Genomic DNA, 23,336 nt, shown 5'->3' with positions numbered 1-23,336 from the left:
TTGTTCAGCCCTGTGAACTTGGGCGGGATGTACACAAGACACTGTGGGAGCGAGCCTGCTCGCGAAGGCGTCCTTGAGGACGCCAAAAGCTTCGCGAGCAGGCTCGCTCCCACAGGTTATCAATGTGCTGCTTAGTTGTGAGCGTGTAGCGCTTCGTTCAGTTCGATCGCCGATTTGTGGGTTTTGCACTCCACAGCACCGGTTTCCGAATTGCGACGGAACAGCAGGTCGGTCTGACCGGCCAGCTCACGCGCTTTCACAACTTTAACCAGATTGTTGTGCTCGTCCAGCAGCGCAACCTTGGTACCGGCCGTCACGTACAGGCCCGACTCAACGGTGTTGCGGTCGCCCAACGGGATACCGATACCGGCGTTGGCGCCGATCAGGCAGCCTTCGCCGACCTTGATCACGATGTTGCCGCCGCCCGACAGGGTGCCCATGGTCGAGCAACCGCCGCCCAGGTCCGAGCCCTTGCCGACGAATACGCCAGCGGAAACGCGGCCTTCGATCATGCCCGGGCCTTCGGTGCCGGCGTTGAAGTTGATGAAGCCTTCGTGCATCACGGTGGTGCCTTCGCCCACGTAAGCACCCAGACGCAGACGCGCGGCGTCAGCGATGCGCACGCCAGCCGGTACCACGTAGTCGGTCATTTTCGGGAACTTGTCCACCGAGAACACTTCCAGCAGCTCACCACGCAGACGGGCTTCCAGTTGCATTTCCGCCAGTTCGCTCAGGTCGATGGCGCCTTGGCTGGTCCACGCTACGTTCGGCAGCAGCGGGAAGATCCCGGCCAGGCTCACGCCGTGCGGCTTGACCAGACGGTGCGACAGCAGATGCAGCTTGAGGTAAGCCTCAGGTGTCGAGGTCAGTTGCGCGTCTTCGGCCAGCAGGGTGGCGACCAGCGGCTTGTGGCTCTCGGCCAGACGCGTCAGCAGCTTGCCTTGTACGGCGTCGATGCCTTTCACGGCTTCAGCCAGTTGCGCAGCCTGCGCGGTGGTGAAGGTGATGGCCTGATTGCCTGCGGTGTAACCGAGGATCGGTGCAACGGCAGCGACCAGTTCGGCCGACGGATTGAGCAGTGGCTGGGCGTAGAACACTTCCAGCCAGGCGCCTTGACGGTTCTGAGTGCCGACACCAAAGGCGATGCTGAACAGGGAGTTGGACATGTGAATACCTCTAGCAATAAGTGACGGGCTGCTTATTTGAGCGCGGCCGCGTAGATGTCTGGCTTGAAGCCAATCAGGGTTCGGTCACCGAGATCGAGCACCGGGCGCTTGATCATCGAGGGTTGAGCGAGCATCAGTTCGATGGCTTTCGACTGGTCGAGATCGGCTTTGCGTTCGTCGTCGAGTTTGCGAAAGGTCGTGCCTGCGCGGTTCAACACCGTTTGCCAGCCGTGTTCGTCACACCATTGGGTCAGGTGTTCACGGTCGATGCCGGCGGTTTTGTAATCGTGAAAGTCGTAGCTGACAGCGTGTTCATCGAGCCAGGTGCGCGCCTTCTTCATGGTGTCGCAGGCTTTGATGCCGAAAAGGTGCAACGTTTTACTTGAAACGGTCAAGGAATCGCCCCCTTTACAGGTGCTGGAGAAAAATGGTGTCGGATTATGCCATGACCAAACCGGTTCGCGGCGCCTCAGGTCGATTTGGTAATGCAAAACCCTGTGGGAGCGAGCTTGCTCGCGAAGAGGCCCTGTCAGTCAATATCTCTGTTCGATGAACGACCGCATTCGCGAGCAGGCTCGCTCCCACAATGGGCGGTGTTCCAGGCTGCGACATAGGTGCAACGGTCAGACGCATCCTAAGCGGCTAATATGGCAGTTCAACGCTGTCGATTGTCTGAGATTTCCGCTATATGCAAACTGCTTACACCGTCCTGATCCTGCTGATGCTGGTCAGCGTCTCGCGGCTGGTCGGACGGGTCATCCCGTTGCCGCTGCCATTGGTGCAGATCGCCGCCGGCGCCTTGCTCGCCTGGCCGACCCTGGGTCTGCACGTGGCCCTCGATCCCGAATTATTCCTGTTTCTGTTCCTTCCGCCCTTGTTGTTTTCCGATGGCTGGCGCATGCCCAAGCGTGAGTTCTGGCAACTGCGCGGGCCGATTCTGACGCTGGCCGTCGGGTTGGTACTGTTTACCGTGGTCGGCGCCGGCTACTTCATTCATTGGCTGTTGCCGTCAATTCCGCTGCCGGTGGCCTTCGCCTTGGCGGCAGTGTTGTCGCCGACGGACGCTGTGGCGGTGTCGGCCATTTCACAAAACCGCTTGCCGACCCCGTTGATACATATATTGCAGGGCGAGGCGCTGATGAACGATGCCTCCGGTCTGGTGACGTTCAAGTTCGCCCTGGTGGCGGCCATCACAGGCGTGTTCTCGCTGACCAATGCCAGCCTGACTTTCGTCCTGGTGGCGCTCGGCGGGTTGGCGGTCGGTGTGGCCTTGAGCTGGCTGGTCGGGCGCTTGCGGGCGTGGATGATTGCCCGTGGCTGGGATGATCCGGCGACGCACGTGGTGTTCATGTTGTTGCTGCCGTTCGCGGCTTATGTGCTGGCCGAGCGTCTTGGCGTCTCGGGCATTCTCTCGGCCGTGGCGGCGGGGATGATGCAGAGCTGGCTTGATCTGTTGCCTCGGCAGACCAGCACCCGCTTGCTCAATCGCAGTGTCTGGTCGCTGCTGGAGTTCGCTTTCAACGGTTTGATTTTCCTCCTGCTCGGCCTGCAATTGCCGGACATCATCAAAGCCGTGGTCAGTCACGAGCCGACGTTGTGGCCGACGTTGTTCTATCGCTGCCTCGATGTCGTGGCGATTTTTCTTGCGCTGGTGTTGTTGCGGTTTGTCTGGGTGCAGAGCATCTGGCGTTTATCGGTGCTGTTGCGACGCTTGCGCGGCAAGGGCGAGCTGACGCAAGTCCCGACCGCGCGCTCCTGCTGGCTGCTGACTGTCGGCGGTGTGCGCGGTGCCGTAACGCTGGCCGGCGTGATGTCGGTGCCGATGTTGATGGGGGCGGACGCGTTTCCCGAGCGTGATCTGCTGATTTTCATCGCCGCCGGAGTGATTCTGCTGTCGCTGGTTTCGGCGTGTATCGCGCTGCCTCTGCTGTTGCGCGGCATCGAAAAAAGCCCGGACGACAAGCGGCGCCAGGAAGTGCGCGATGCCTGGCGCAAAACCGCGGAAGCGGCGATTCATGCTCTAGAGACAGAGGAAACCACTCCGCAGGACGCTGCTCAGGCCGCTTTGTCCGCCGAGTTGAAGGCGCGGATCATGTCCGAATATCGCCATCAACTGGATGTCTTCAACGATTCCGCCGAAGCGCAGGCCCTCGCGTTTCAGATGGATTTACTCGAGCGGCGCATGCGCCTGAAAGCGCTCAGGGCACAGCGTCTGGAACTCTATAGCCTCAGTCGTCATCACCAGATAGGTGATGACGTCCTCAGAGAAGTGTTGGCCGATCTGGATTTGAGTGAGGCTAATCTGGGGAAGGTTAAATAATCCATCAAGAGTCCGCACCAGATGCCTGGTGCGGACTCTTGATGATTACTGCTGGCGAGTGATGAAGGCGCGAATCCGTTCGGCGGCTTCGACGCATTCGGCCAGGGGGGCAACCAGCGCCATGCGCACACGGCCTGCGCCCGGGTTGACGCCGTCGACGTCGCGGGACAGGTAAGAACCCGGCACCACGGTCACGTGCTCCTGCTCGAACAGATCGCGGCAGAATGCGGCGTCATCACCTTGCACGTTCGGCCACAGATAGAAGCTGCCATCCGGACGCTGCACGTCCATCACCGGGCTGAGGATCTCCAGCACCGCATCGAATTTCTCGCGGTACAGCGCACGGTTGGCGCGCACATGCACTTCGTCGTTCCACGCCGCCACGCTGGCCAGTTGCGTTTGTACCGGCATCGCGCAGCCGTGGTAGGTGCGATACAGCAGGAAGCCCTTGAGGATGTCGGCATCGCCGGCAACAAAGCCAGAGCGCAGGCCCGGCAGGTTGGAACGCTTGGACAGGCTGTGGAACACCACGCAGCGTTTGAAGTCCTTGCGACCCAATTCAACGCAGGCCGTCAGCAAGCCCGGCGGCGGCGTTTGCTCGTCGAAGTACAACTCGCTGTAGCACTCGTCGGCGGCGATCACGAAATCGTATTCGTCGGCCAGGGCGATCAGTTTTTTCAGGGTGTCGACCGGGATCAGCGCGCCGGTCGGGTTGCCCGGCGAGCAGAGGAACAGGATCTGGCAACGTTTCCAGATGTCCGGCGAAACGGCATCGAAATCCGGGTTGAAGCCGTTCTCGTCCAGGCACGGCAGGTAGTGCGGCTTGGCCCCGGCGAGGAACGCGGCGCCTTCGTAGATCTGGTAGAACGGGTTCGGGCTGACCACCAACGCGTCGTCGCCACGGTTGACCACGGTCTGGGTGAACGCGAACAACGCTTCACGGGTGCCATTGACCGGCAGCACGTTGCGCGCCGGATCGATCCAGCCGCTTGGCACGCCGAAACGACGCTCGCACCAGCCGCCAATGGCTTCGCGCAGGGCGGGGATACCGAGGGTGGTCGGGTACACCGCCATCTGATCCAGACTGTTGGCCAGCGCTTCGGCGACAAAGCTTGGCGAGCGGTGTTTCGGCTCGCCAATCGACAGGGCGATCGGGCGTTTGTCCGGGTTCGGCGTGACGGTGCCGAGCAGGGCGCGGAGCTTTTCGAACGGGTACGGCTGGAGCTGGTTCAGAGCGTTGTTCATTGGGGCTGGGTCTCGTGCAAAGCCATTTGAATCCGGGGCGCCATCAAATACTGAGGCGCGACAGTTTGATATCGGGTTCCTGATTGACGCTCAGTTGCTCAACGATCGCATCCTGCAAACGGCTGCACAGCAACGGGTCGGACAACGGTTGGTTGTGCGCGTCGGTGATGAAGAAGACGTCTTCCACCCGCTCGCCGAGGGTCGCAATCTTGGCGTTCTGCAGCGACAGGTCGAATTCGAGGAAAATCCCGCCGATCCGCGCCAGCAGTCCGGGGCGATCAGGTGCGGTCAACTCCAACACCGTTACCGGACGCTGCGCGTCGTTGTGAATCGTCACCTGCGGCGCAAAGGCAAAATGCTTGAGCTGGCGCGGCACGCGGCGCTGGATGATCGTCGGGTAATCGTCTGGGTTGCGCAGGGCTTCGGTCAGGCCTTCGCGGATCTGCTTGACCCGTGCCGGGTTGTCGCCGATGGATTCGCCTTCGTTGTCGAGCACGATGTAGGTGTCGAGGGTGAACTGGCTGCTCGAGGTGATGACCCGGGCGTCGTGAATGTTCAGGTTGAGCTGATCCATCGCCGCCACGGTCACCGCGAAGAAATCATGCTGGTCCGGTGCATAAATGAAGATCTGCGTGCCACCCTCGAACTCGCGCTGGGTGGTTTCCTTGATCAGCACGAGCGGCCCGCCATCGACCGGTTGCTGCAGGATCGCATCACTGTGCCAGGCCACGTCGCCGGCGGTGTGGCGCAGGAAATAGTCATCGCCCAATTGCGCCCACAGTTGCTCGACATCGTCCGGGTCGGTGCCACCACGCACCAGAATATCCAGCGCGGCGCTTTGGGTCTGGCGGATCTGCTCTTCGCGGTCCACCGGGTTTTCCAGGCCACGGCGCAAGGCGCGCTTGGTCTCGGTGTAGAGCTGGCGCAACAGGCTGGCGCGCCACGAGTTCCACAGTGTCGGGTTGGTCGCGTTGATGTCGGCCACGGTCAGCACGTAGAGATAGTCGAGGCGGGTTTCATCGCCAACCGCCAAGGCAAAGTCGTGAATCACTTGCGGGTCGGACAAGTCCTTGCGCTGGGCGGTGGTCGACATCACCAGATGGTTCTGCACCAGCCAGACAATCAGACGGCTATCCCACACCGGCAACTGATGACGCTGGCAGAACGCCTCGGCATCGACTGCGCCGATCTCCGAGTGATCGCCATGCCGGCCTTTACCGATGTCGTGGTACAGGCCCGCCATGTAGATCAGTTCGGGCTTGGGCAGTTTGGCCATGAGTTTGGCGGCCAGCGGAAATTTCTCCGAGACCTGGGTGTACTGCAATTTGCGCAGGTGCTTGATCAGGTTCAGCGTGTGCGCATCGACCGTATAGATGTGGAACAGGTCGTGCTGCATCTGCCCGACGATAAAACCGAATTCGGGCAGATAACGCCCGAGAATGCCGTAACGGTTCATCCGGCGCAGGTTGCGGTGGATGCCGATCTTGCACTTGAACAGCTCGATGAACAGGCTGGTGTTACGGATATCGTTGCGGAAGTTGTCGTCGATCAGGTGACGGTTTTCCCGCAGCAATCGAATAGTGTCGGCACGCACACCTTTGATTTCCGGCTGCTGGGCCATCAGCACGAAGATCTCGAGCATGGCGAATGGCGTGCGGCGGAACACGTTGTCGTTGCGTGCCTCGATATAACCGTCGTGCAACTGGAAGCGTGAGTTGATCGGCTGCGGCGCAGCTTCGTCTTCCGGCGCGAGAATGACTTCCTCGAAGTGCTGGATGATCAGGTCGCTGAGCTGGGCAATGCTCATCACCACACGGAAATATTGCTGCATGAAGTTTTCGACGGCCTGTTTGGCGTCGTCGCCTTCAAAGCCGAGCAATCCGGCGATGGTGCGCTGATGATCGAACAGCAAGCGGTCTTCTGAGCGGCCCGCCAGCATGTGCAGGGCGTAGCGCACTTTCCAGAGGAATTCCTGAGAGGAGGCGAGCAGGGAGTTTTCGCTTTCGACCAGGAAGCCTTCGCCGGCGAGGGCGCGCAGGTTCAGGGTGCCGTACTGACGCCGGGCCACCCACAGAATCGTCTGGATATCCCGCAGGCCACCGGGCGAGCCTTTGACGTTGGGTTCCAGGTTGTATTCGGTGTCGTTGTATTTATGGTGACGGGCTTTTTGCTCGGCGCGCTTGGCCAGGAAGAACTCTTTGGCCGGCCACATGTGTGCGGTGCTGGTGACATCGAGCATGCGCTGGCGCAGACGCTCGGGACCGCAGATGGTGCGGCTTTCCATCAGGTTGGTGACGACGGTCAGGTCAGCGCGGGCCTCTTCGGCGCATTCGTCGACCGAGCGCACGCTCTGACCGACTTCCAGGCCGATGTCCCACAGCAGCGTCAGAAAGCGCTCGATGGAGTCGCGGAAAACTTCGTGGTCGGCGCTGTCCAGCAGGATCAGCAAGTCGATGTCGGAATACGGGTGCAGCTCACCGCGACCGTAGCCGCCGACCGCGACCAGCGCGATGTCGGCGTCTTCGCTCCAGTTGAACTGCTCCCAGGCCTTTTGCAGGATGTTGTCGACGAACCAGGCGCGGTCTTCGATCAGGCGGCGGATGTCGCGGCCATTGCGAAAACGCGTGTCGAGCACCTCGCGAGCCTGGCGGATCGCCTTCTTGAACGCCGCGATAGGACTCGCTTTCAGGGCCAGTTCAGCCTGGAACTGGCCGCGGTCGAAGAGTTCGGGATCCACCTGCGGCATCGATTGGCTTTCCTTCTATAAGGCTGGGAGCGTTGTGTGGATCAGGCCGAGACGCGCGGGATGGTGTCATCGGCGCGCAGGGTGAAGATCTCGTAGCCGGTGTCGGTGACCAGCAGGGTGTGTTCCCACTGTGCCGAGAGCTTGCGGTCCTTGGTGATCGCGGTCCAGCCGTCGCCCAGTACTTTGGTGTCGGCCTTGCCCTGGTTGATCATCGGCTCGATGGTGAAGGTCATGCCGGCCTTCAGTTCCATGCCGGTGCCCGCGCGGCCGTAGTGGAGGATCTGCGGCTCTTCGTGGAAGACCTTGCCGATGCCATGACCGCAGAACTCGCGAACCACGGAGAAGCCGTTCTTCTCGGCGTGCTTCTGGATCACTTCGCCGATGTCGCCGAGGCGGCAGCCGGGTTTGACGATCTCGATCGCCTTGTACATGCATTCCTGGGTGATCTGCGACAGACGCTCGGCCCAGACCGGCACTTCGCCGACGTGGAACATGCGGCTGGTGTCGCCGTGGTAACCGTCCTTGATCACGGTGACGTCGATATTCAGGGTGTCACCGTTTTTCAGCGGCTTGTCGTTCGGGATGCCATGGCAGACCACATGGTTGATCGAGGTGCAGATCGACTTCGGGTAGCCCTTGTAGTTGAGCGGGGCAGGGATGGCTTGCTGCACGTTGACGATGTAGTCGTGGCAGATCTGGTTCAGCTCATCGGTGGTGACGCCCGGCTTGACATGTTCGGCAATCATTTCCAGCACATCGGCGGCCAGTTTGCCGGCGACGCGCATGCCAGCGATGTCCTCGGGAGTTTTGAGGTTGACGGTCATACAGGCTCTCTTTGCGCTCGGCGGCGCTTGCTGATACGAATAGGGTGGCGAGTGTTCGATTGGCGACCCTGAAAAACGCGATTCTAACAGACGCACGGCGCAATTCAGCGCCCGCGTGCATCGCTTCTCTCTATACAATGGTGCGTTCGGGGCCGATTCCAAGGGGGCTGCGCCCATGTCCTTGGTGCGAATACAGATTCCGGGTTCCGTTTCTGCGCACCCTGTGGTATAAAATGCGCCGCTTTCCGGGGATACCCCGAAAAGCTTAAATCCACACACGTGTCGACACGATGACCTGGGTGCTTTTGGCTTTATGCCACTGGTTGGTCATTGGGATACGTGGAGGCCAAACCCGACTTATTAAGGAACTATCATGTCCCAAGTCAACATGCGCGATATGCTGAAGGCCGGTGTGCACTTCGGTCACCAAACCCGTTACTGGAATCCGAAAATGGGTAAGTACATTTTCGGCGCGCGTAACAAGATTCACATCATCAACCTTGAAAAAACCCTGCCAATGTTCAACGAAGCTCTGACTTTCGTAGAGCGTCTGGCCCAGGGCAAAAACAAGATTCTGTTCGTCGGCACCAAGCGTTCCGCTGGCAAGATCGTTGCTGAAGAAGCAGCACGTTGCGGTTCGCCGTACGTCGATCACCGCTGGTTGGGCGGCATGCTGACCAACTTCAAAACCATTCGTGCTTCCATCAAGCGTCTGCGTGACCTTGAAGTTCAAGCCGAAGACGGTACTTTCGCCAAGCTGACCAAGAAAGAAGCGCTGATGCGCTCCCGTGACCTGGAAAAGCTGGATCGTTCGCTGGGCGGCATCAAGGACATGGGCGGTCTGCCAGACGCACTGTTCGTGATCGACGTTGACCACGAGCGCATCGCGATCACCGAAGCCAACAAGCTGGGCATCCCGGTAATCGGCGTTGTCGACACCAACAGCAGCCCGGAAGGCGTTGACTACATCATCCCAGGCAACGATGACGCAATCCGCGCTATCCAGCTGTACATGGGTTCGATGGCTGACGCAGTGATCCGTGGTCGCAACAATGTTGCTGGCGGCACTGTAGAATTCGCAGCTGAAGAAACTCAGGCTGCAGCTGAGTAATTAACGCCCTGGCGTTGACTCAGTAAGCAAAAAGGGGGCTTGGCCCCCTTTTTGCCACCTCGAAAACCATTTGTCGGCGGCGCAGCTACAGCTCCTGTAACGTGCAGCAGCTACAAGGTGGGGCTCGGGACGAATTGAACGCCCGTTCGATCGGGTGGAATGGTTGAAAACCTATCCAAGAGGAATTTGAAAATGGCAGCAATTACTGCAGCGTTGGTTAAAGAACTGCGCGAGCGTACCGGCGAAGGCATGATGGACTGCAAGAAAGCCCTGGAAAAGGCTGACGGCGACATCGAAAAAGCCATTGATGACATGCGTGCTTCGGGCGCGATCAAGGCTGCGAAAAAGGCTGGCAACGTTGCCGCTGAAGGCGCAATCGCAATCAAGGACGACGGTAAAGCTGCCGTTATCCTGGAAGTGAACTCGCAGACCGACTTCCTGGCCCTGCAAGACGACTTCAAAAACTTCGTTGCTGCCAGCGTTGAAAAAGCCTTCGCTGACAAGCTGACCGACGCTGCTCCGCTGATCGCTTCGCAAGAAGCTGCTCGTGAAGCGCTGGTTGCCAAAGTAGGCGAGAACGTCAACATCCGTCGTCTGACCCGTATCGAAGGTGACGTTGTGGGTTCGTACCTGCACGGCAACAAGATCGGTGTTGTTGTGGCTCTGAAAGGCGGTGACGTCGAGCTGGCCAAAGACATCGCGATGCACGTCGCTGCTAGCAACCCTGAGTTCCTGCTGCCTTCGCAAGTTTCGGCTGAAGCGATCGAGCGTGAAAAAGCTGTGTTCCTGCAGCTGAACGAAGAGAAGATCAAAGGCAAGCCAGAAAACATTGTTGAGAACATGGTCAAAGGCCGTATCAGCAAGTTCCTGGCAGAAGCAAGCCTGGTTGAGCAGGCGTTCGTCAAGAACCCTGAAATCAAGGTTGGCGAGCTGGCCAAGAAAGGCGGCGCAGAAATCGTTTCCTTCACTTACTACAAAGTAGGCGAAGGCATCGAGAAGCCGGTCGACAACTTCGCTGAAGAAGTTGCTGCCCAGCTGGCTGCCGCCAAGCAATAAGACGGTTTTTCAACTGTCGCCCGAAAGAGGCTGCCCGCTTACGCGCGCAGCCTCTTTTCAGATGGGGTTGCCAATTTTTAATTGGTTTCCACTTGGAACTGACTTACAAAGCCATGTTCCGATGGCGCTGAAGCAGCGCCAAGCTAGAGTGAACGCCAGCTGTAAACAGCTCGCAAAGAATTTTTAAATACGCCGCAGGAGAGATTCGCAATGGCTCAGCAGGGCAGTGGTTATCAGGCTCGCTATAAACGCATTCTACTCAAGCTTAGCGGCGAGGCCCTGATGGGCTCGGAAGAGTTCGGGATCGATCCAAAAGTGCTGGATCGGATGGCGCTGGAAGTCGGCCAACTGGTCGGCATCGGCGTACAGGTCGGTCTGGTGATCGGTGGTGGCAACCTGTTCCGTGGCGAAGCGTTGAGCAAAGCCGGTATGGATCGGGTGACAGGTGACCACATGGGTATGCTGGCCACTGTGATGAACGCCCTGGCCATGCGCGACGCGCTGGAGCGTGCCAATATCTCGGCCATCGTGATGTCGGCCATTTCCATGGTGGGCGTGACCGATCACTATGATCGCCGCAAAGCCATGCGCCACCTGAACTCCAAAGACGTGGTGATTTTCGCGGCCGGTACCGGTAATCCGTTCTTCACCACGGATTCGGCAGCCTGCCTGCGTGCAATCGAAATCGATGCCGATGTCGTGCTCAAGGCGACCAAGGTCGATGGCGTCTACACCGCTGACCCGTTCAAAGACCCGCATGCCGAGAAGTTCGATCATCTGACTTATGATGAAGTACTGGATCGCAAGTTGGGCGTTATGGATCTGACCGCTATTTGCCTGTGCCGCGACCACAAGATGCCGCTGCGCGTATTCAACATGAACAAGCCCGGTGCCCTGCTGAACATCGTCCATGGCGGCGCTGAAGGCACCCTGATCGAGGAAGGTCAACAATGATCAACGAAATCAAAAAAGACGCTCAAGAGCGCATGCAGAAATCCTTGGACTCTCTGACCCACGCCTTTGGTCAGATTCGTACCGGCAAGGCTCACCCAAGCATTCTGGGTAGCGTGATGGTGCCGTACTACGGCGCAGACACCTCCATCACTCAAGTGGCGAACATCACCGTTAAGGACTCGCGTACCCTGCAAGTCGTTGCGTTCGAGCGCAACATGCTCGCCGCAGTCGACAAGGCAATCCAGAGCGCTGGCCTGAACCTCAACCCGACCAACCTGGGCGAGTTGTTGCTGATCTCCATGCCGGCCCTGACTGAAGAAACCCGCAAAGGCTTCACCAAGCAGGCGCGCAGTGCCGCCGAAGACGCGCGAGTTGCCGTGCGCAACATTCGTCGTGATGCCTTGGGTGAGCTGAAGAAGCTGGTCAAAGACAAAGAAATCAGCGAAGACGAAGAGCGTCGTGCTGCTGCCGATATTCAGAAAATCACCGACAAGGCTGAAGCTGATATCGACGCGGCTACCAAGCAAAAAGAAGCGGATCTGATGGCCGTATAAGGTTCGAGCTTTTAATGGACAAGACCAAGCAGACTGCGCCGTCCGCGGTGCCGCGCCATGTCGCGATCATCATGGATGGCAACAATCGCTGGGCGAAAAAACGCTTTATGCCGGGTGTCGCCGGGCATAAAGCGGGCGTGGATGCTGTGCGGGCCGTCATCGAGGTGTGCGCCGAGGCCAAGGTCGAGGTGCTCACCCTGTTCGCGTTTTCCAGTGAAAACTGGCAGCGCCCGGCCGATGAAGTCAGTGCCTTGATGGATCTGTTCTTCAAGGCATTGCGACGTGAGGCCAAGCGCCTCAACGACAACAACATCAGCCTGCGCATCATTGGCGATCGTTCACGCTTTCATCCGGAGCTTCAGGCAGCAATGCGTGAAGCTGAAGCGATGACGGCCGGTGCCAACCGTTTCATCTTGCAGATCGCCGCCAATTACGGCGGTCAGTGGGATATTGCACAGGCTGCCCAGCGTCTGGCGCGTGAAGTCCAGGCCGGGCACCTGCGCCCGGAAGACATCACCCCGGATCTGTTGCAAACGTGTCTGGCGACCGGCGATCTGCCATTGCCGGACCTGTGCATCCGTACCGGTGGCGAACACCGCATCAGCAACTTCTTGCTGTGGCAACTGGCTTACGCCGAGTTGTACTTCTCCGACCTGTTCTGGCCGGACTTCAAACACGATGCCATGCGTAATGCGCTGGCCGATTTCGCTTCGCGCCAGCGTCGCTTCGGTAAAACGAGCGAACAGGTCGAAGCTGGAGCCCGGGTTTAATGCTTAAACAACGAATCATCACTGCGCTGATCCTGCTGCCGATCGCCTTGTGCGGTTTTTTCCTGCTCGAAGGTTCGGGTTTTGCCCTGTTCATCGGTCTGGTCGTGAGTCTGGGCGCCTGGGAATGGGCGCGTCTGGCGGGCTTTACCGCTCAATCGTTCCGCGTCGGATATGCTGCGGTTGTCGCATTGATGTTGTTCGTCATGTATGTACTGCCGGGCCTGGCACCGTGGGTGCTGGGGGCTTCGGTGCTCTGGTGGGCGGTGGCGACTTATCTGGTGCTGACATATCCGCGTTCCAGCGAGCATTGGTCCACGGCTGCCACCAAACTGGTCATTGGCTTGCTGATTCTGTTGCCGGCCTGGCAAGGTCTGGTGCAGATCAAACAGTACCCGCTGGGTAACTGGCTGATCATGGCGGTGATGGTCTTGGTCTGGGGTGCCGATATTGGTGCTTACTTCTCCGGGCGCAAATTCGGCAAGCGCAAGCTCGCCCCGCAAGTCAGTCCGGGTAAAAGCTGGGAAGGCGTGTACGGTGGTCTGGTGCTGAGTCTGCTGATTACCGCCATTGTCGCGTTTGTCCGCGACTGGACCGTCGCCGAGTTGCTTAAAGGCTTGATTGGCGCTGCGCTGATCGTCTTCATCTCCGTGGTTGGCGATCTGACCGAAAGCATGTTCAAGCGTCAGTCCGGTATCAAGGACAGCAGTAATCTGCTGCCCGGTCATGGCGGCGTGCTTGATCGTATCGACAGTCTGACCGCGGCCATTCCGGTATTCGCCGTGCTGCTGTGGATGGCTGCACCGTGAGTCGCCCACAACAGATTACCGTTTTGGGTGCGACGGGCTCGATCGGCCTGAGCACACTCGATGTAATTGCCCGTCATCCTGAGCGTTATCAGGTTTTCGCGTTGAGTGGTTTCACGCGTTTGAGCGAGCTTTTCGCCTTGTGCGTGCGCCACGTGCCGCAATTCGCTGTGGTGCCCGAGGCAGCTGCCGCGCGCAGTTTGCAGGACGATTTGCGTGCCGCCGGTTTGCCGACCCGCGTATTGGTAGGGGAAGAGGGCCTGTGTCAGGTCGCTGCTGCTCCGGAAGTCGACGCGGTGATGGCAGCAATCGTTGGTGCAGCAGGGCTGCGTCCGACCTTGGCGGCCGTTGAAGCGGGCAAGAAGATTCTTCTGGCCAATAAAGAGGCGCTGGTGATGTCCGGCGCCTTGTTCATGCAAGCGGTGCGCAAGAGCGGTTCAGTCCTGCTGCCGATCGACAGCGAACACAACGCGATTTTCCAGTGCATGCCACCGGATTTTGCTCGTGGATTGAGCTCGGTCGGTGTCCGTCGGATTTTACTCACAGCCTCTGGTGGTCCGTTCCGACAGACGCCCATGAGTGAATTGGCGCATGTTTCACCTGATCAGGCGTGTGCGCACCCGAACTGGTCCATGGGGCGCAAGATTTCGGTCGATTCGGCCAGCATGATGAATAAAGGTCTTGAGCTGATCGAGGCTTGTTGGTTGTTCGATGCAAAGCCTTCGCAGGTCGAGGTGGTGATTCACCCGCAGAGCGTGATTCACTCGCTGGTCGATTATGTCGACGGTTCGGTACTGGCGCAGTTGGGCAATCCCGATATGCGTACGCCGATTGCCAATGCCCTGGCCTGGCCGGAGCGCATTGATTCCGGTGTGGCACCACTGGATCTGTTCGCCGTCGCGCGTCTGGATTTCGAGGCGCCGGATGAAGAACGCTTCCCTTGCCTGCGTCTGGCGCGGCAAGCTGCCGAGGCTGGCGACAGCGCTCCGGCGATGCTCAATGCGGCCAATGAAGTGGCGGTGGCGGCGTTTCTCGACGGACGGGTCCGTTACCTGGAAATCGCGAGTATCATCGAGGAAGTCTTGAGCCTCGAGCCGGTTGTTGCATTGGCAGATCTCGAGGCCGTGTTTACGGCTGATGCCAAGGCGCGAGTCCTGGCTGAGCAATGGTTGAAGCGTCACGCTCGATAAAATTTGCAACACAATGGCTACACGCGGCACTGAACAGGATTGCGGAGAAAGTAGATGAGCGCGCTCTATATGATTGCCGGCACCCTGATCGCCTTGGGTGTGCTGGTCACCTTTCACGAATTCGGCCATTTCTGGGTCGCGCGTCGCTGTGGCGTCAAGGTTCTGCGCTTTTCCGTAGGCTTCGGCATGCCGTTGCTGCGCTGGCATGACAAGCAAGGCACCGAATTTGTAATCGCGGCGATACCGTTGGGTGGCTACGTCAAGATGCTCGATGAGCGCGAAGGCGAAGTGCCAGTCGATCAGCTTGACCAGTCATTCAACCGCAAATCCGTGCGTCAGCGTATCGCCATTGTTGCCGCCGGCCCAATTGCCAACTTCCTGTTGGCGTTGGTGTTCTTTTGGGTATTGGCCATGCTCGGCAGCGAGCAGATTCGCCCGGTCATTGGTGCAGTTGAATCCGGCAGTATCGCCGCCAGTGCCGGTTTGAACGCTGGTCAGGAAATTGTTGCTGTCGATGGTGAGCCGACTACCGGTTGGGCTGCCGTCAATCTGCAATTGGTCCGGCGCCTTGGTGAAAGCGGTTCCCTGCAGTTGCTGGTGCGCGAACAGGGCACGACTGTCGATTCGCCGCGTGAGCTGAAGCTGGATAACTGGCTCAAAGGCGCAGATGAGCCGGATCCGATCCGCTCCCTGGGGATTCGCCCGTGGCGCCCGGCCTTGCCGCCGGTACTCGCCGAACTTGATCCGAAAGGTCCGGCCCAGGCGGCCGGCCTGAAGACCGGCGATCGTCTGTTGGCGCTCGACGGTCAGGCGTTGAATGACTGGCAGCAAGTGGTTGATACGGTACGTACGCGTCCTGATACCAAAATCATGCTGCGTATCGAGCGCGACAATGCTCAAATCGACGTCCCTGTGACCCTGGCAGCGCGCGGTGAAAGCAAATCGCCCAGCGGATATCTGGGGGCGGGCGTAAAAGCTGTCGACTGGCCACCGGAGATGATCCGCGAGGTCAGTTACGGGCCGTTGGCTGCAATTGGCGAGGGTGCCCGTCGCACTTGGACCATGAGCATTCTGACGCTCGATTCACTGAAGAAAATGCTGTTCGGCGAGCTCTCGGTAAAAAACTTGAGTGGACCGATAACCATTGCTAAAGTGGCGGGCGCTTCTGCCCAGTCGGGCGTCGCTGATTTCCTGAATTTCCTTGCTTATCTGAGTATTAGCCTGGGCGTTCTGAATTTGCTGCCCATTCCTGTACTGGATGGGGGGCATTTGTTGTTTTATCTGATCGAGTGGGCGCGTGGTCGCCCCTTGTCGGATCGGGTGCAAGGTTGGGGGATACAGATCGGTATCAGTTTGGTGGTCGGGGTGATGTTGCTTGCTCTGGTCAACGATCTGGGTCGTCTGTAACGCTTCGCTGAATTGCGAATCTGCCGCATTTTGCGGCAGTTTGTTTATTGCCAGTTGGAATAAGAAAGGACTTCATGAAACGTCTGCTGCTAACTGCGGTTCTCACCGTATTGATGATCGCCGAAGTTCACGCCGAGTCCTTCACTATCTCTGATATTCGCGTCAATGGCCTCCAGCGGGTCTCCGCGGGTAGCGTCTTTGGTGCCTTGCCGTTGAACGTCGGTGAGCAGGCGGATGATCGTCGCCTGGTGGAATCCACTCGTGCGTTGTTCAAAACCGGTTTCTTTCAAGATATCCAGCTGGGCCGCGAAGGCAACGTTCTGGTAATCACGGTCGTTGAACGCCCGTCGGTCGCCAGTATCGAGATCGAAGGCAACAAGGCGATCTCCACTGAAGACTTGATGAAAGGTCTCAAACAGTCCGGTCTGGCCGAAGGCGAGATCTTCCAGCGTGCCACCCTTGAGGGTGTGCGTAACGAACTGCAACGTCAGTACGTCGCGCAAGGTCGCTACTCGGCTACCGTTGATACCGAAGTGGTCTCGCAGCCGCGTAACCGCGTGGGCCTGAAGGTGAAGATCAACGAAGGCACCGTTGCGGCCATTCAGCACATCAACGTGGTAGGCAACACGGTTTTCCCCGAGGAAGACCTGACCGACCTGTTCGAGCTGAAAACCACCAACTGGCTGTCGTTCTTCAAGAACGATGACAAGTACGCCCGTGAAAAACTGTCCGGTGACCTGGAGCGTCTGCGTTCCTACTACCTGGACCGTGGCTATATCAACATGGATATCGCTTCGACCCAGGTGTCCATCACCCCGGACAAGAAGCACGTCTACATCACTGTCAACGTCACTGAGGGCGAGAAGTACACCGTTCGTGACGTCAAGCTCAGTGGTGATCTGAAAGTCCCTGAAGATCAGGTCAAGTCCCTGCTGTTGGTGCAGAAGGGGCAGGTGTTCTCGCGCAAGCTGATGACTACCACATCCGAGCTGATCACCCGTCGTCTGGGTAACGAGGGTTACACCTTCGCCAACGTCAACGGCGTACCTCAGCCACACGATGATGATCACACTGTAGACATCCTGTTCGCTGTTGATCCGGGCAAGCGTGCATACGTCAACCGCATCAATTTCCGTGGCAACACCAAGTCCGAAGACGAAGTGCTGCGTCGTGAAATGCGTCAGATGGAAGGCGGCTGGGCTTCGACTTACCTGATCGACCAGTCCAAGACCCGTCTTGAGCGTCTGGGCTTCTTTAAAGAAGTCAACGTTGAAACCCCGGCTGTTCCGGGTGTCGACGATCAGGTTGACGTGAACTACGCCGTCGAAGAACAGGCTTCCGGTTCGATTACCGCCAGCGTCGGTTTCGCCCAGAGTGCCGGTCTCATCCTTGGTGGTTCGATCACCCAGAACAACTTCCTTGGTACCGGTAACCGCGTCAGCATCGGCCTGACTCGCAGCGAATACCAGAGCCGCTACAACTTCGGCTACGTTGACCCGTACTGGACCGCCGATGGCGTGAGCCTGGGTTACAACGCGTTCTATCGCACCACTGACTACAAAGACCTCGACGTCGACGTAGCGAGCTATGCGGTAGACAGCCTGGGTGCCGGCGTAAACGTTGGCTACCCGATCAGCGAGACTTCGCGTCTGACGTTTGGTCTGTCGGTTCAACAGGACGAGATCAAGACCGGTACCTATACCGTTGACGAGATTTTCGACTTCGTTAACAAGGAAGGCGACAAGTACCTGAACTTCAAGGCTTCGGCCGGCTGGTCCGAGTCGACCCTGAACAAAGGCGTACTGCCGACCCGTGGTCGTTCCCAGAGCCTGACTCTGGAATCCACCATTCCGGGCAGTGACCTGTCGTTCTACAAACTTGATTACCGCGGTCAGCTGTTCCAGCCGATCAGCGAGAACTACACCCTGCGTCTGCACACCGAATTGGGTTATGGCGACGGTTACGGCGGGACTGACGGCTTGCCGTTCTATGAAAACTACTATGCTGGTGGTTTCAACTCGGTTCGTGGCTTCAAGGACAGCACCCTCGGCCCACGCAGTACGCCGAGCCGTGGTACCAACCCGGGCACGCTGGCTGACCCCGACCAGGATCCACTGCCGTTCGGTGGTAACGTCCTGATCCAGGGTGGTGTCGAGGTTCTGTTCCCGCTGCCATTCGTAAAAGATCAGCGCTCCCTGCGTACTTCGGTATTCTGGGATGTGGGTAACGTATTTGACTCGCAGTGCAAGGACACTACCAATGCGAACGGCTCGACGTCGAACACCAAGTGCAACGACATCAGCCTGAGCAACATGGCCAGTTCCGTGGGTGTGGGTGTGACCTGGGTCACCGCACTGGGTCCTCTGAGCTTCGCGTTGGCCATGCCGATCAAGAAGCCGGATGAGGCTGAAACTCAAGTGTTCCAATTCTCCCTCGGCCAGACGTTCTAAGCGTCTGACCCAAGATAACGACAATGGATTTTGTAGGAGTGCATCGTGCGTAAGTTGACTCAATTGGTTCTCCTGGCCTCCTTGATGGTGGCAGGCCCGGCATTTGCCGACATGAAAATCGCTGTTCTGAACTATCAGATGGCCTTGCTCGAATCCGACGCGGCCAAGAAATACGCCGTTGATGCCGAGAAGAAGTTCGGTCCGCAACTGACCAAGCTGAAGACGCTGGAAAGCAGCGCCAAGGGCATTCAGGACCGTCTGATGGCCGGTGGTGACAAAATGCAGCAAGGTGAGCGCGAGCGTCTGGAGCTGGAATTCAAGCAAAAGGCCCGTGACTTCCAGTTCCAGTCCAAGGAACTGAACGAAGCCAAGGCCGTTGCCGACCGCGAAATGCTCAAGCAACTGAAGCCGAAACTGGATAGCGCAGTGGAAGAAGTCATCAAGAAAGGTGGTTTTGACCTGGTGTTCGAGCGTGGCGCAGTGATCGATGTCAAGCCTCAGTACGACATCACGCGCCAGGTAATCGAGCGCATGAATCAGCTGAAGTAACCCATGACCGTGACTATCAAGCTCGGCCAGTTGGCCGAGTTCCTCGGCGCCACCCTGCGTGGCGACCCTGAGAAGCAAATTACTGGGCTAGCCACTTTGCAAGAGGCTGGCCCAGCTCAGTTGAGCTTTCTGGCAAATCCTCAATATCGCAAATACCTGACGGGCTCGCAGGCGGCAGCACTGTTGCTCAAAGAGGCCGATGCCGAAGGTTTTGCCGGTAATGCGTTGGTGGTGCCTGATCCTTACCTGGCGTACGCGCGTATCTCCCACCTGTTCGATCCCAAGCCAAAATCCTCTGCGGGTATCCATCCGTCAGCGGTGATTGCGGGGGACGCGGTGGTTGATCCAAGCGCCAGCATTGGCCCTTTTGTGGTGATCGAAGCCGGTGCGCGAATTGGCGCGCAGGTGACACTGGGTGCACATTGCGTTGTTGGTGCCCGCAGCGAAATCGGTGAAGGCGGCTGGCTCGCCCCGCGCGTGACGCTGTATCACGACGTGCGCATCGGCAAGCGTGTGGTGATCCAGTCCGGTGCGGTGCTCGGTGGTGAAGGCTTCGGCTTTGCCAACGAAAAAGGCATCTGGCAGAAGATTGCCCAGATCGGTGGCGTGACCATCGGTGACGATGTCGAGATTGGCGTGAATACCGCCATCGATCGCGGCGCGCTGGCCGATACCGTCATTGGCAATGGCGTGAAGCTCGACAACCAGATCCAGATCGCCCACAACGTTCAGGTCGGTGATCACACTGCCATGGCGGCCTGCGTCGGGATCTCCGGCAGCACCAAAATCGGCAAGCATTGTATGCTGGCCGGCGGTGTTGGCCTGGTCGGCCATATTGATATTTGCGACAACGTTTTCCTGACCGGGATGACCATGGTGACTCACTCGATTACCGAGCCGGGTGCCTATTCTTCCGGCACAGCCATGCAACCGGCGGCCGAATGGCGCAAAAGCGCGGCCCGCATCCGTCAGCTCGATGACATCGCGCGACGTTTGAAACAGCTGGAAAAGCGCGTAGGGGAAGTGACCCCTGACGGCAATGCTTCATCAGATGGCTGATACCATTTCCATATCAAGTGTGCACAGCCTCTAGACTGCCTCCTTGATTTGCTAGAGGAGTGCGCGTCAGTCGCGCTCCCAATCTTTACATAGGCTTCCCCCCGAAATGATGGACATCAACGAGATTCGCGAATACCTGCCTCACCGTTACCCGTTCCTGCTGGTGGATCGGGTGGTGGAACTGGACACTGAAGGCAAGCGCATTCGCGCCTACAAGAATGTCAGCATCAATGAGCCGTTCTTCAATGGTCACTTCCCGGCGCACCCGATCATGCCGGGCGTGCTGATCATCGAAGCGATGGCTCAGGCTGCCGGGATCCTCGGTTTCAAAATGCTTGATGTGAAGCCTGCCGACGGCACGCTGTATTACTTCGTCGGTTCCGACAAGCTGCGCTTCCGCCAGCCAGTCTTGCCGGGCGACCAGTTGATCCTCGAAGCCAAGTTCATCAGCTGCAAGCGTCAGATCTGGAAATTCGAGTGCCAGGCTTCGGTCGATGGCAAGCCGGTCTGCTCGGCTGAAATCATCTGCGCGGAACGCAAGCTATGAGTTTGATTGACCCTCGCGCAATCATCGATCCGTCGGCCGTTCTGGCTGATGGCGTCGAGGTCGGCCCGTGGTCGATCATCGGCGCAGGTGTGGAAATCGGCGAGGGTACCGTGATCGGGCCGCATGTAATCCTCAAAGGCCCGACCCGCATCGGCAAGCACAATCGCATCTACCAGTTTTCCTCGGTAGGCGAAGACACGCCTGATCTGAAGTACAAGGGTGAAGAAACCCGCTTGGTGATCGGTGACCACAACGTCATCCGTGAAGGCGTGACCATTCACCGTGGCACCGTGCAAGACCGTTCGGAAACCACGCTGGGCGATCACAACCTGATCATGGCTTATGCTCACATCGGGCATGACAGTGTCATCGGCAATCACTGCATTCTGGTCAACAACACCGCGTTGGCCGGGCATGTGCACGTGGATGACTGGGCGATCCTTTCCGGATTCACCTTGGTTCACCAGTATTGCCACATCGGCGCTCACAGCTTTTCCGGTATGGGCACTGCGATCGGCAAGGACGTTCCTGCGTTCGTCACCGTGTTCGGCAACCCTGCCGAAGCGCGCAGCATGAACTTCGAAGGCATGCGCCGTCGCGGTTTCAGCGAAGACGCGATTCATACCCTGCGTCGCGCTTACAAAACCGTCTATCGCCAAGGTCTGACGGTTGAGCAGGCGCTGGCCGAACTGGCTGAACCTGCTGCGCAATACCCGGAAGTTGCGATATTCCGCGACTCCATCCAGTCGTCGACTCGCGGCATCACGCGCTGATCATGGCCAATCTGCGTATTGCGCTGGTGGCGGGTGAAGCTTCCGGTGACATTCTCGGTGCCGGCCTCATGCGCGCGCTCAAGGCTCAGCATCCGGCGGTCGATTTCATCGGCGTCGGTGGCCCGTTGATGCAGGCTGAAGGCCTGACTTCCTACTTTCCCATGGAGCGCTTGTCGGTCATGGGCCTGGTGGAAGTCCTCGGTCGTTTGCGCGAATTGCTCAAGCGCCGCAAAGACCTGATCGCGACGCTGATCGCCGAGAAACCGGATGTATTCATCGGCATCGACGCGCCGGACTTCAACCTCAATATCGAACTCAAGCTGCGTCAGGCCGGGATCAAGACCGTGCATTACGTCAGCCCGTCGGTGTGGGCGTGGCGGCAGAAGCGTGTGCTGAAGATTCGCGAAGGCTGCGACCTGATGCTGACGCTGCTGCCGTTCGAAGCAAAATTTTACGAAGAAAAGGGCGTGCCGGTGCGGTTCGTCGGCCACACGCTGGCCGATACCATTCCGCTGGAAGCTGATCGCGCTGCGGCGCGTGCCGAGCTGGGCCTGCCCGACGGCCCGTTGGTGGCGTTGATGCCCGGCAGTCGCGGCGGCGAAGTCTCCCGTCTGGGGGCATTGTTCCTCGACACCGCCGAACGTCTGCGTGCGATGCGCCCGGGTTTGCGCTTTGTCATCCCGTGCGCCAATCCTGAACGCCGTGCGCAACTTGAAGAGCTGCTCGTCGGGCGTGATCTGCCGGTGACCTTGCTCGACGGCAAATCCCATCTGGCCCTGGCAGCGTGCAATGCCGTGTTGATCGCCTCCGGCACCGCCACTCTCGAAGCGCTGTTGTACAAGCGGCCGATGGTGGTGGCGTACCGTTTGGCGCCGTTGACGTTCTGGATCCTCAAACGCATGGTCAAGAGCCCGTACGTGTCCTTGCCGAACCTGCTGGCCCAGCGCCTGCTGGTCCCGGAATTGTTGCAGGATGATGCGACAGTCGACGCGCTGGCACAGACCCTGTTGCCACTGATCGAAGGTGGCGAAGAACAGACCCGTGGTTTCGACGAGATCCACCGCACGTTGCGGCTGGATGCCTCCAATCAGGCGGCGGACGCCGTCCTTAACCTGATCGGTCAAACGCGATGAGCAAGACAAGCATGCAGATGGGCCTGGATTTCACCCTGGTCGCCGAAGTTGAAGAGCTGGTGGCCGGCGTTGATGAAGTCGGTCGTGGCCCGTTGTGCGGTGCGGTGGTGACGGCGGCGGTGATCCTCAATCCGAACCGGCCGATCCTCGGTCTCAACGACTCGAAGAAACTCACTGAGGCCAAGCGCGAAAAGCTTTACGACGAAATCATCGAAAAGTCCCTGAGCTGGTGTATTGCGCGCGCCGAAGTCGAAGAAATCGACGAGCTGAACATCTTGCACGCGACCATGCTGGCCATGCAGCGCGCGGTGGCCGGCCTGCACATCCAGCCGAAACTGGCGATGATCGACGGCAACCGCTGCCCGCAACTGCCGATGCGTGCCGAAGCGGTTGTGCAGGGCGACGGCAAGGTGCCGGCGATTGCTGCTGCGTCGATTCTGGCCAAAGTCAGTCGCGACCGCGAAATGGCTGCCTTCGAATTGATCTATCCGGGTTACGGCATCGGCGGCCATAAAGGCTACCCGACGCCCGTTCATCTGGAAGCCTTGTCGCGTCTTGGCCCGACGCCGATTCACCGGCGCTCGTTCGCCCCGGTGCGTCTGGCTTACGAAGCGCTGGAAGGTCTGACGCAGGTTTAGTCGCAAGGCTGATGTTTTGTTCGAGGCCCGGTACAATCCGG

At 58.8% G+C, this 23,336-nt stretch carries 21 protein-coding genes; 16 read left to right on the top strand and 5 right to left on the bottom strand.

Going from position 1 to position 23,336, the window contains the following annotated elements; translation table 11 throughout:
• Window positions 1–131: 131 nt before the first annotated feature.
• Window positions 132–1,166: a 2,3,4,5-tetrahydropyridine-2,6-dicarboxylate N-succinyltransferase gene (gene dapD / locus AC0ZWN_RS22885; protein ID WP_093436607.1), complete on the bottom strand. Its 1,035-nt coding sequence runs from the start codon at window positions 1,164–1,166 to the stop codon at window positions 132–134.
• A gap of 32 nt (window positions 1,167–1,198) precedes the next feature.
• On the bottom strand, window positions 1,199–1,561 hold the full coding sequence (locus AC0ZWN_RS22880) for an ArsC family reductase (protein ID WP_003222107.1): 363 nt from the start codon (window positions 1,559–1,561) through the stop codon (window positions 1,199–1,201).
• 293 nt (window positions 1,562–1,854) lie between these two features.
• Between AC0ZWN_RS22880 and AC0ZWN_RS22875 the strand changes: the two genes are divergently transcribed.
• Window positions 1,855–3,486 (top strand): Na+/H+ antiporter, encoded by a 1,632-nt coding sequence (locus AC0ZWN_RS22875; protein ID WP_476336616.1) that lies wholly within the window; start codon window positions 1,855–1,857, stop codon window positions 3,484–3,486.
• Window positions 3,487–3,531: 45 nt separating this feature from the next.
• Here the strand turns inward: AC0ZWN_RS22875 and dapC are convergent, their stop codons facing one another.
• From dapC to map, 3 genes are read right to left on the bottom strand one after another with little or no spacing between them, the layout of a single operon-like run.
• Entirely contained in the window at window positions 3,532–4,731 is a 1,200-nt protein-coding gene (gene dapC / locus AC0ZWN_RS22870) for a succinyldiaminopimelate transaminase (RefSeq protein ID WP_476336615.1), read from the bottom strand.
• A 43-nt stretch (window positions 4,732–4,774) separates the two neighbouring features.
• The gene (locus AC0ZWN_RS22865; protein WP_476336614.1) at window positions 4,775–7,477 is read right to left on the bottom strand and encodes a [protein-PII] uridylyltransferase; all 2,703 of its coding nucleotides are present in this window, start codon (window positions 7,475–7,477) and stop codon (window positions 4,775–4,777) included.
• A 41-nt stretch (window positions 7,478–7,518) separates the two neighbouring features.
• On the bottom strand, window positions 7,519–8,301 hold the full coding sequence (gene map / locus AC0ZWN_RS22860) for a type I methionyl aminopeptidase (RefSeq protein WP_007908857.1): 783 nt from the start codon (window positions 8,299–8,301) through the stop codon (window positions 7,519–7,521).
• Window positions 8,302–8,674: 373 nt separating this feature from the next.
• Here map and rpsB point away from each other — a divergent pair, with 373 nt between their 5' ends.
• From rpsB to rnhB, 15 genes are all read left to right on the top strand, one after another.
• Window positions 8,675–9,412 (top strand): 30S ribosomal protein S2, encoded by a 738-nt coding sequence (gene rpsB, locus AC0ZWN_RS22855; protein WP_003222119.1) that lies wholly within the window; start codon window positions 8,675–8,677, stop codon window positions 9,410–9,412.
• 192 nt (window positions 9,413–9,604) lie between these two features.
• Window positions 9,605–10,468 (top strand): translation elongation factor Ts, encoded by an 864-nt coding sequence (gene tsf / locus AC0ZWN_RS22850; RefSeq protein WP_093436595.1) that lies wholly within the window; start codon window positions 9,605–9,607, stop codon window positions 10,466–10,468.
• A 210-nt stretch (window positions 10,469–10,678) separates the two neighbouring features.
• Window positions 10,679–11,422, top strand: coding sequence for a UMP kinase (gene pyrH / locus AC0ZWN_RS22845; RefSeq protein WP_003222124.1), 744 nt, complete (start codon window positions 10,679–10,681; stop codon window positions 11,420–11,422).
• Window positions 11,419–11,976, top strand: a complete 558-nt coding sequence (gene frr, locus AC0ZWN_RS22840; protein ID WP_034156333.1) for a ribosome recycling factor — start codon at window positions 11,419–11,421, stop codon at window positions 11,974–11,976. Before pyrH ends, frr begins: the two co-directional genes overlap by 4 nt.
• A 14-nt stretch (window positions 11,977–11,990) precedes the next feature.
• Window positions 11,991–12,746 (top strand): polyprenyl diphosphate synthase, encoded by a 756-nt coding sequence (uppS, locus tag AC0ZWN_RS22835; protein WP_007908854.1) that lies wholly within the window; start codon window positions 11,991–11,993, stop codon window positions 12,744–12,746.
• Window positions 12,746–13,552 (top strand): phosphatidate cytidylyltransferase, encoded by an 807-nt coding sequence (locus AC0ZWN_RS22830; protein ID WP_093436592.1) that lies wholly within the window; start codon window positions 12,746–12,748, stop codon window positions 13,550–13,552. The genes uppS and AC0ZWN_RS22830 overlap by 1 nt, the downstream gene beginning before the upstream one ends.
• Complete coding sequence (gene ispC / locus AC0ZWN_RS22825; protein WP_093436589.1) at window positions 13,549–14,739, top strand: 1-deoxy-D-xylulose-5-phosphate reductoisomerase; 1,191 nt, start codon at window positions 13,549–13,551, stop codon at window positions 14,737–14,739. The genes AC0ZWN_RS22830 and ispC overlap by 4 nt, the downstream gene beginning before the upstream one ends.
• Before the next feature lie 54 nt (window positions 14,740–14,793).
• Entirely contained in the window at window positions 14,794–16,146 is a 1,353-nt protein-coding gene (gene rseP, locus AC0ZWN_RS22820) for a sigma E protease regulator RseP (RefSeq protein ID WP_186622030.1), read from the top strand.
• Window positions 16,147–16,220: 74 nt separating this feature from the next.
• The gene (gene bamA, locus AC0ZWN_RS22815; protein ID WP_476336611.1) at window positions 16,221–18,596 is read left to right on the top strand and encodes an outer membrane protein assembly factor BamA; all 2,376 of its coding nucleotides are present in this window, start codon (window positions 16,221–16,223) and stop codon (window positions 18,594–18,596) included.
• A 45-nt stretch (window positions 18,597–18,641) separates the two neighbouring features.
• Window positions 18,642–19,145 (top strand): OmpH/Skp family outer membrane protein, encoded by a 504-nt coding sequence (locus AC0ZWN_RS22810; RefSeq protein ID WP_007908849.1) that lies wholly within the window; start codon window positions 18,642–18,644, stop codon window positions 19,143–19,145.
• Window positions 19,146–19,148: 3 nt separating this feature from the next.
• Window positions 19,149–20,204: a UDP-3-O-(3-hydroxymyristoyl)glucosamine N-acyltransferase gene (lpxD, locus tag AC0ZWN_RS22805; RefSeq protein ID WP_476336610.1), complete on the top strand. Its 1,056-nt coding sequence runs from the start codon at window positions 19,149–19,151 to the stop codon at window positions 20,202–20,204.
• A 106-nt stretch (window positions 20,205–20,310) separates the two neighbouring features.
• On the top strand, window positions 20,311–20,751 hold the full coding sequence (fabZ, locus tag AC0ZWN_RS22800; RefSeq protein WP_003222142.1) for a 3-hydroxyacyl-ACP dehydratase FabZ: 441 nt from the start codon (window positions 20,311–20,313) through the stop codon (window positions 20,749–20,751).
• Window positions 20,748–21,524, top strand: coding sequence for an acyl-ACP--UDP-N-acetylglucosamine O-acyltransferase (gene lpxA / locus AC0ZWN_RS22795; protein WP_038357910.1), 777 nt, complete (start codon window positions 20,748–20,750; stop codon window positions 21,522–21,524). The genes fabZ and lpxA overlap by 4 nt, the downstream gene beginning before the upstream one ends.
• A gap of 2 nt (window positions 21,525–21,526) precedes the next feature.
• Window positions 21,527–22,657, top strand: a complete 1,131-nt coding sequence (gene lpxB, locus AC0ZWN_RS22790; protein WP_476336608.1) for a lipid-A-disaccharide synthase — start codon at window positions 21,527–21,529, stop codon at window positions 22,655–22,657.
• Between the two features lie 11 nt (window positions 22,658–22,668).
• Window positions 22,669–23,295, top strand: coding sequence for a ribonuclease HII (gene rnhB, locus AC0ZWN_RS22785; RefSeq protein WP_476336626.1), 627 nt, complete (start codon window positions 22,669–22,671; stop codon window positions 23,293–23,295).
• Window positions 23,296–23,336 lie beyond the last annotated feature (41 nt).

The sequence above is a fragment of the Pseudomonas sp. 3B-A001-10F genome, from assembly GCF_056313565.1.
Note: the sequence above shows the minus strand (reverse complement) of the source record. Positions and strands in the feature narration are given on the sequence as shown.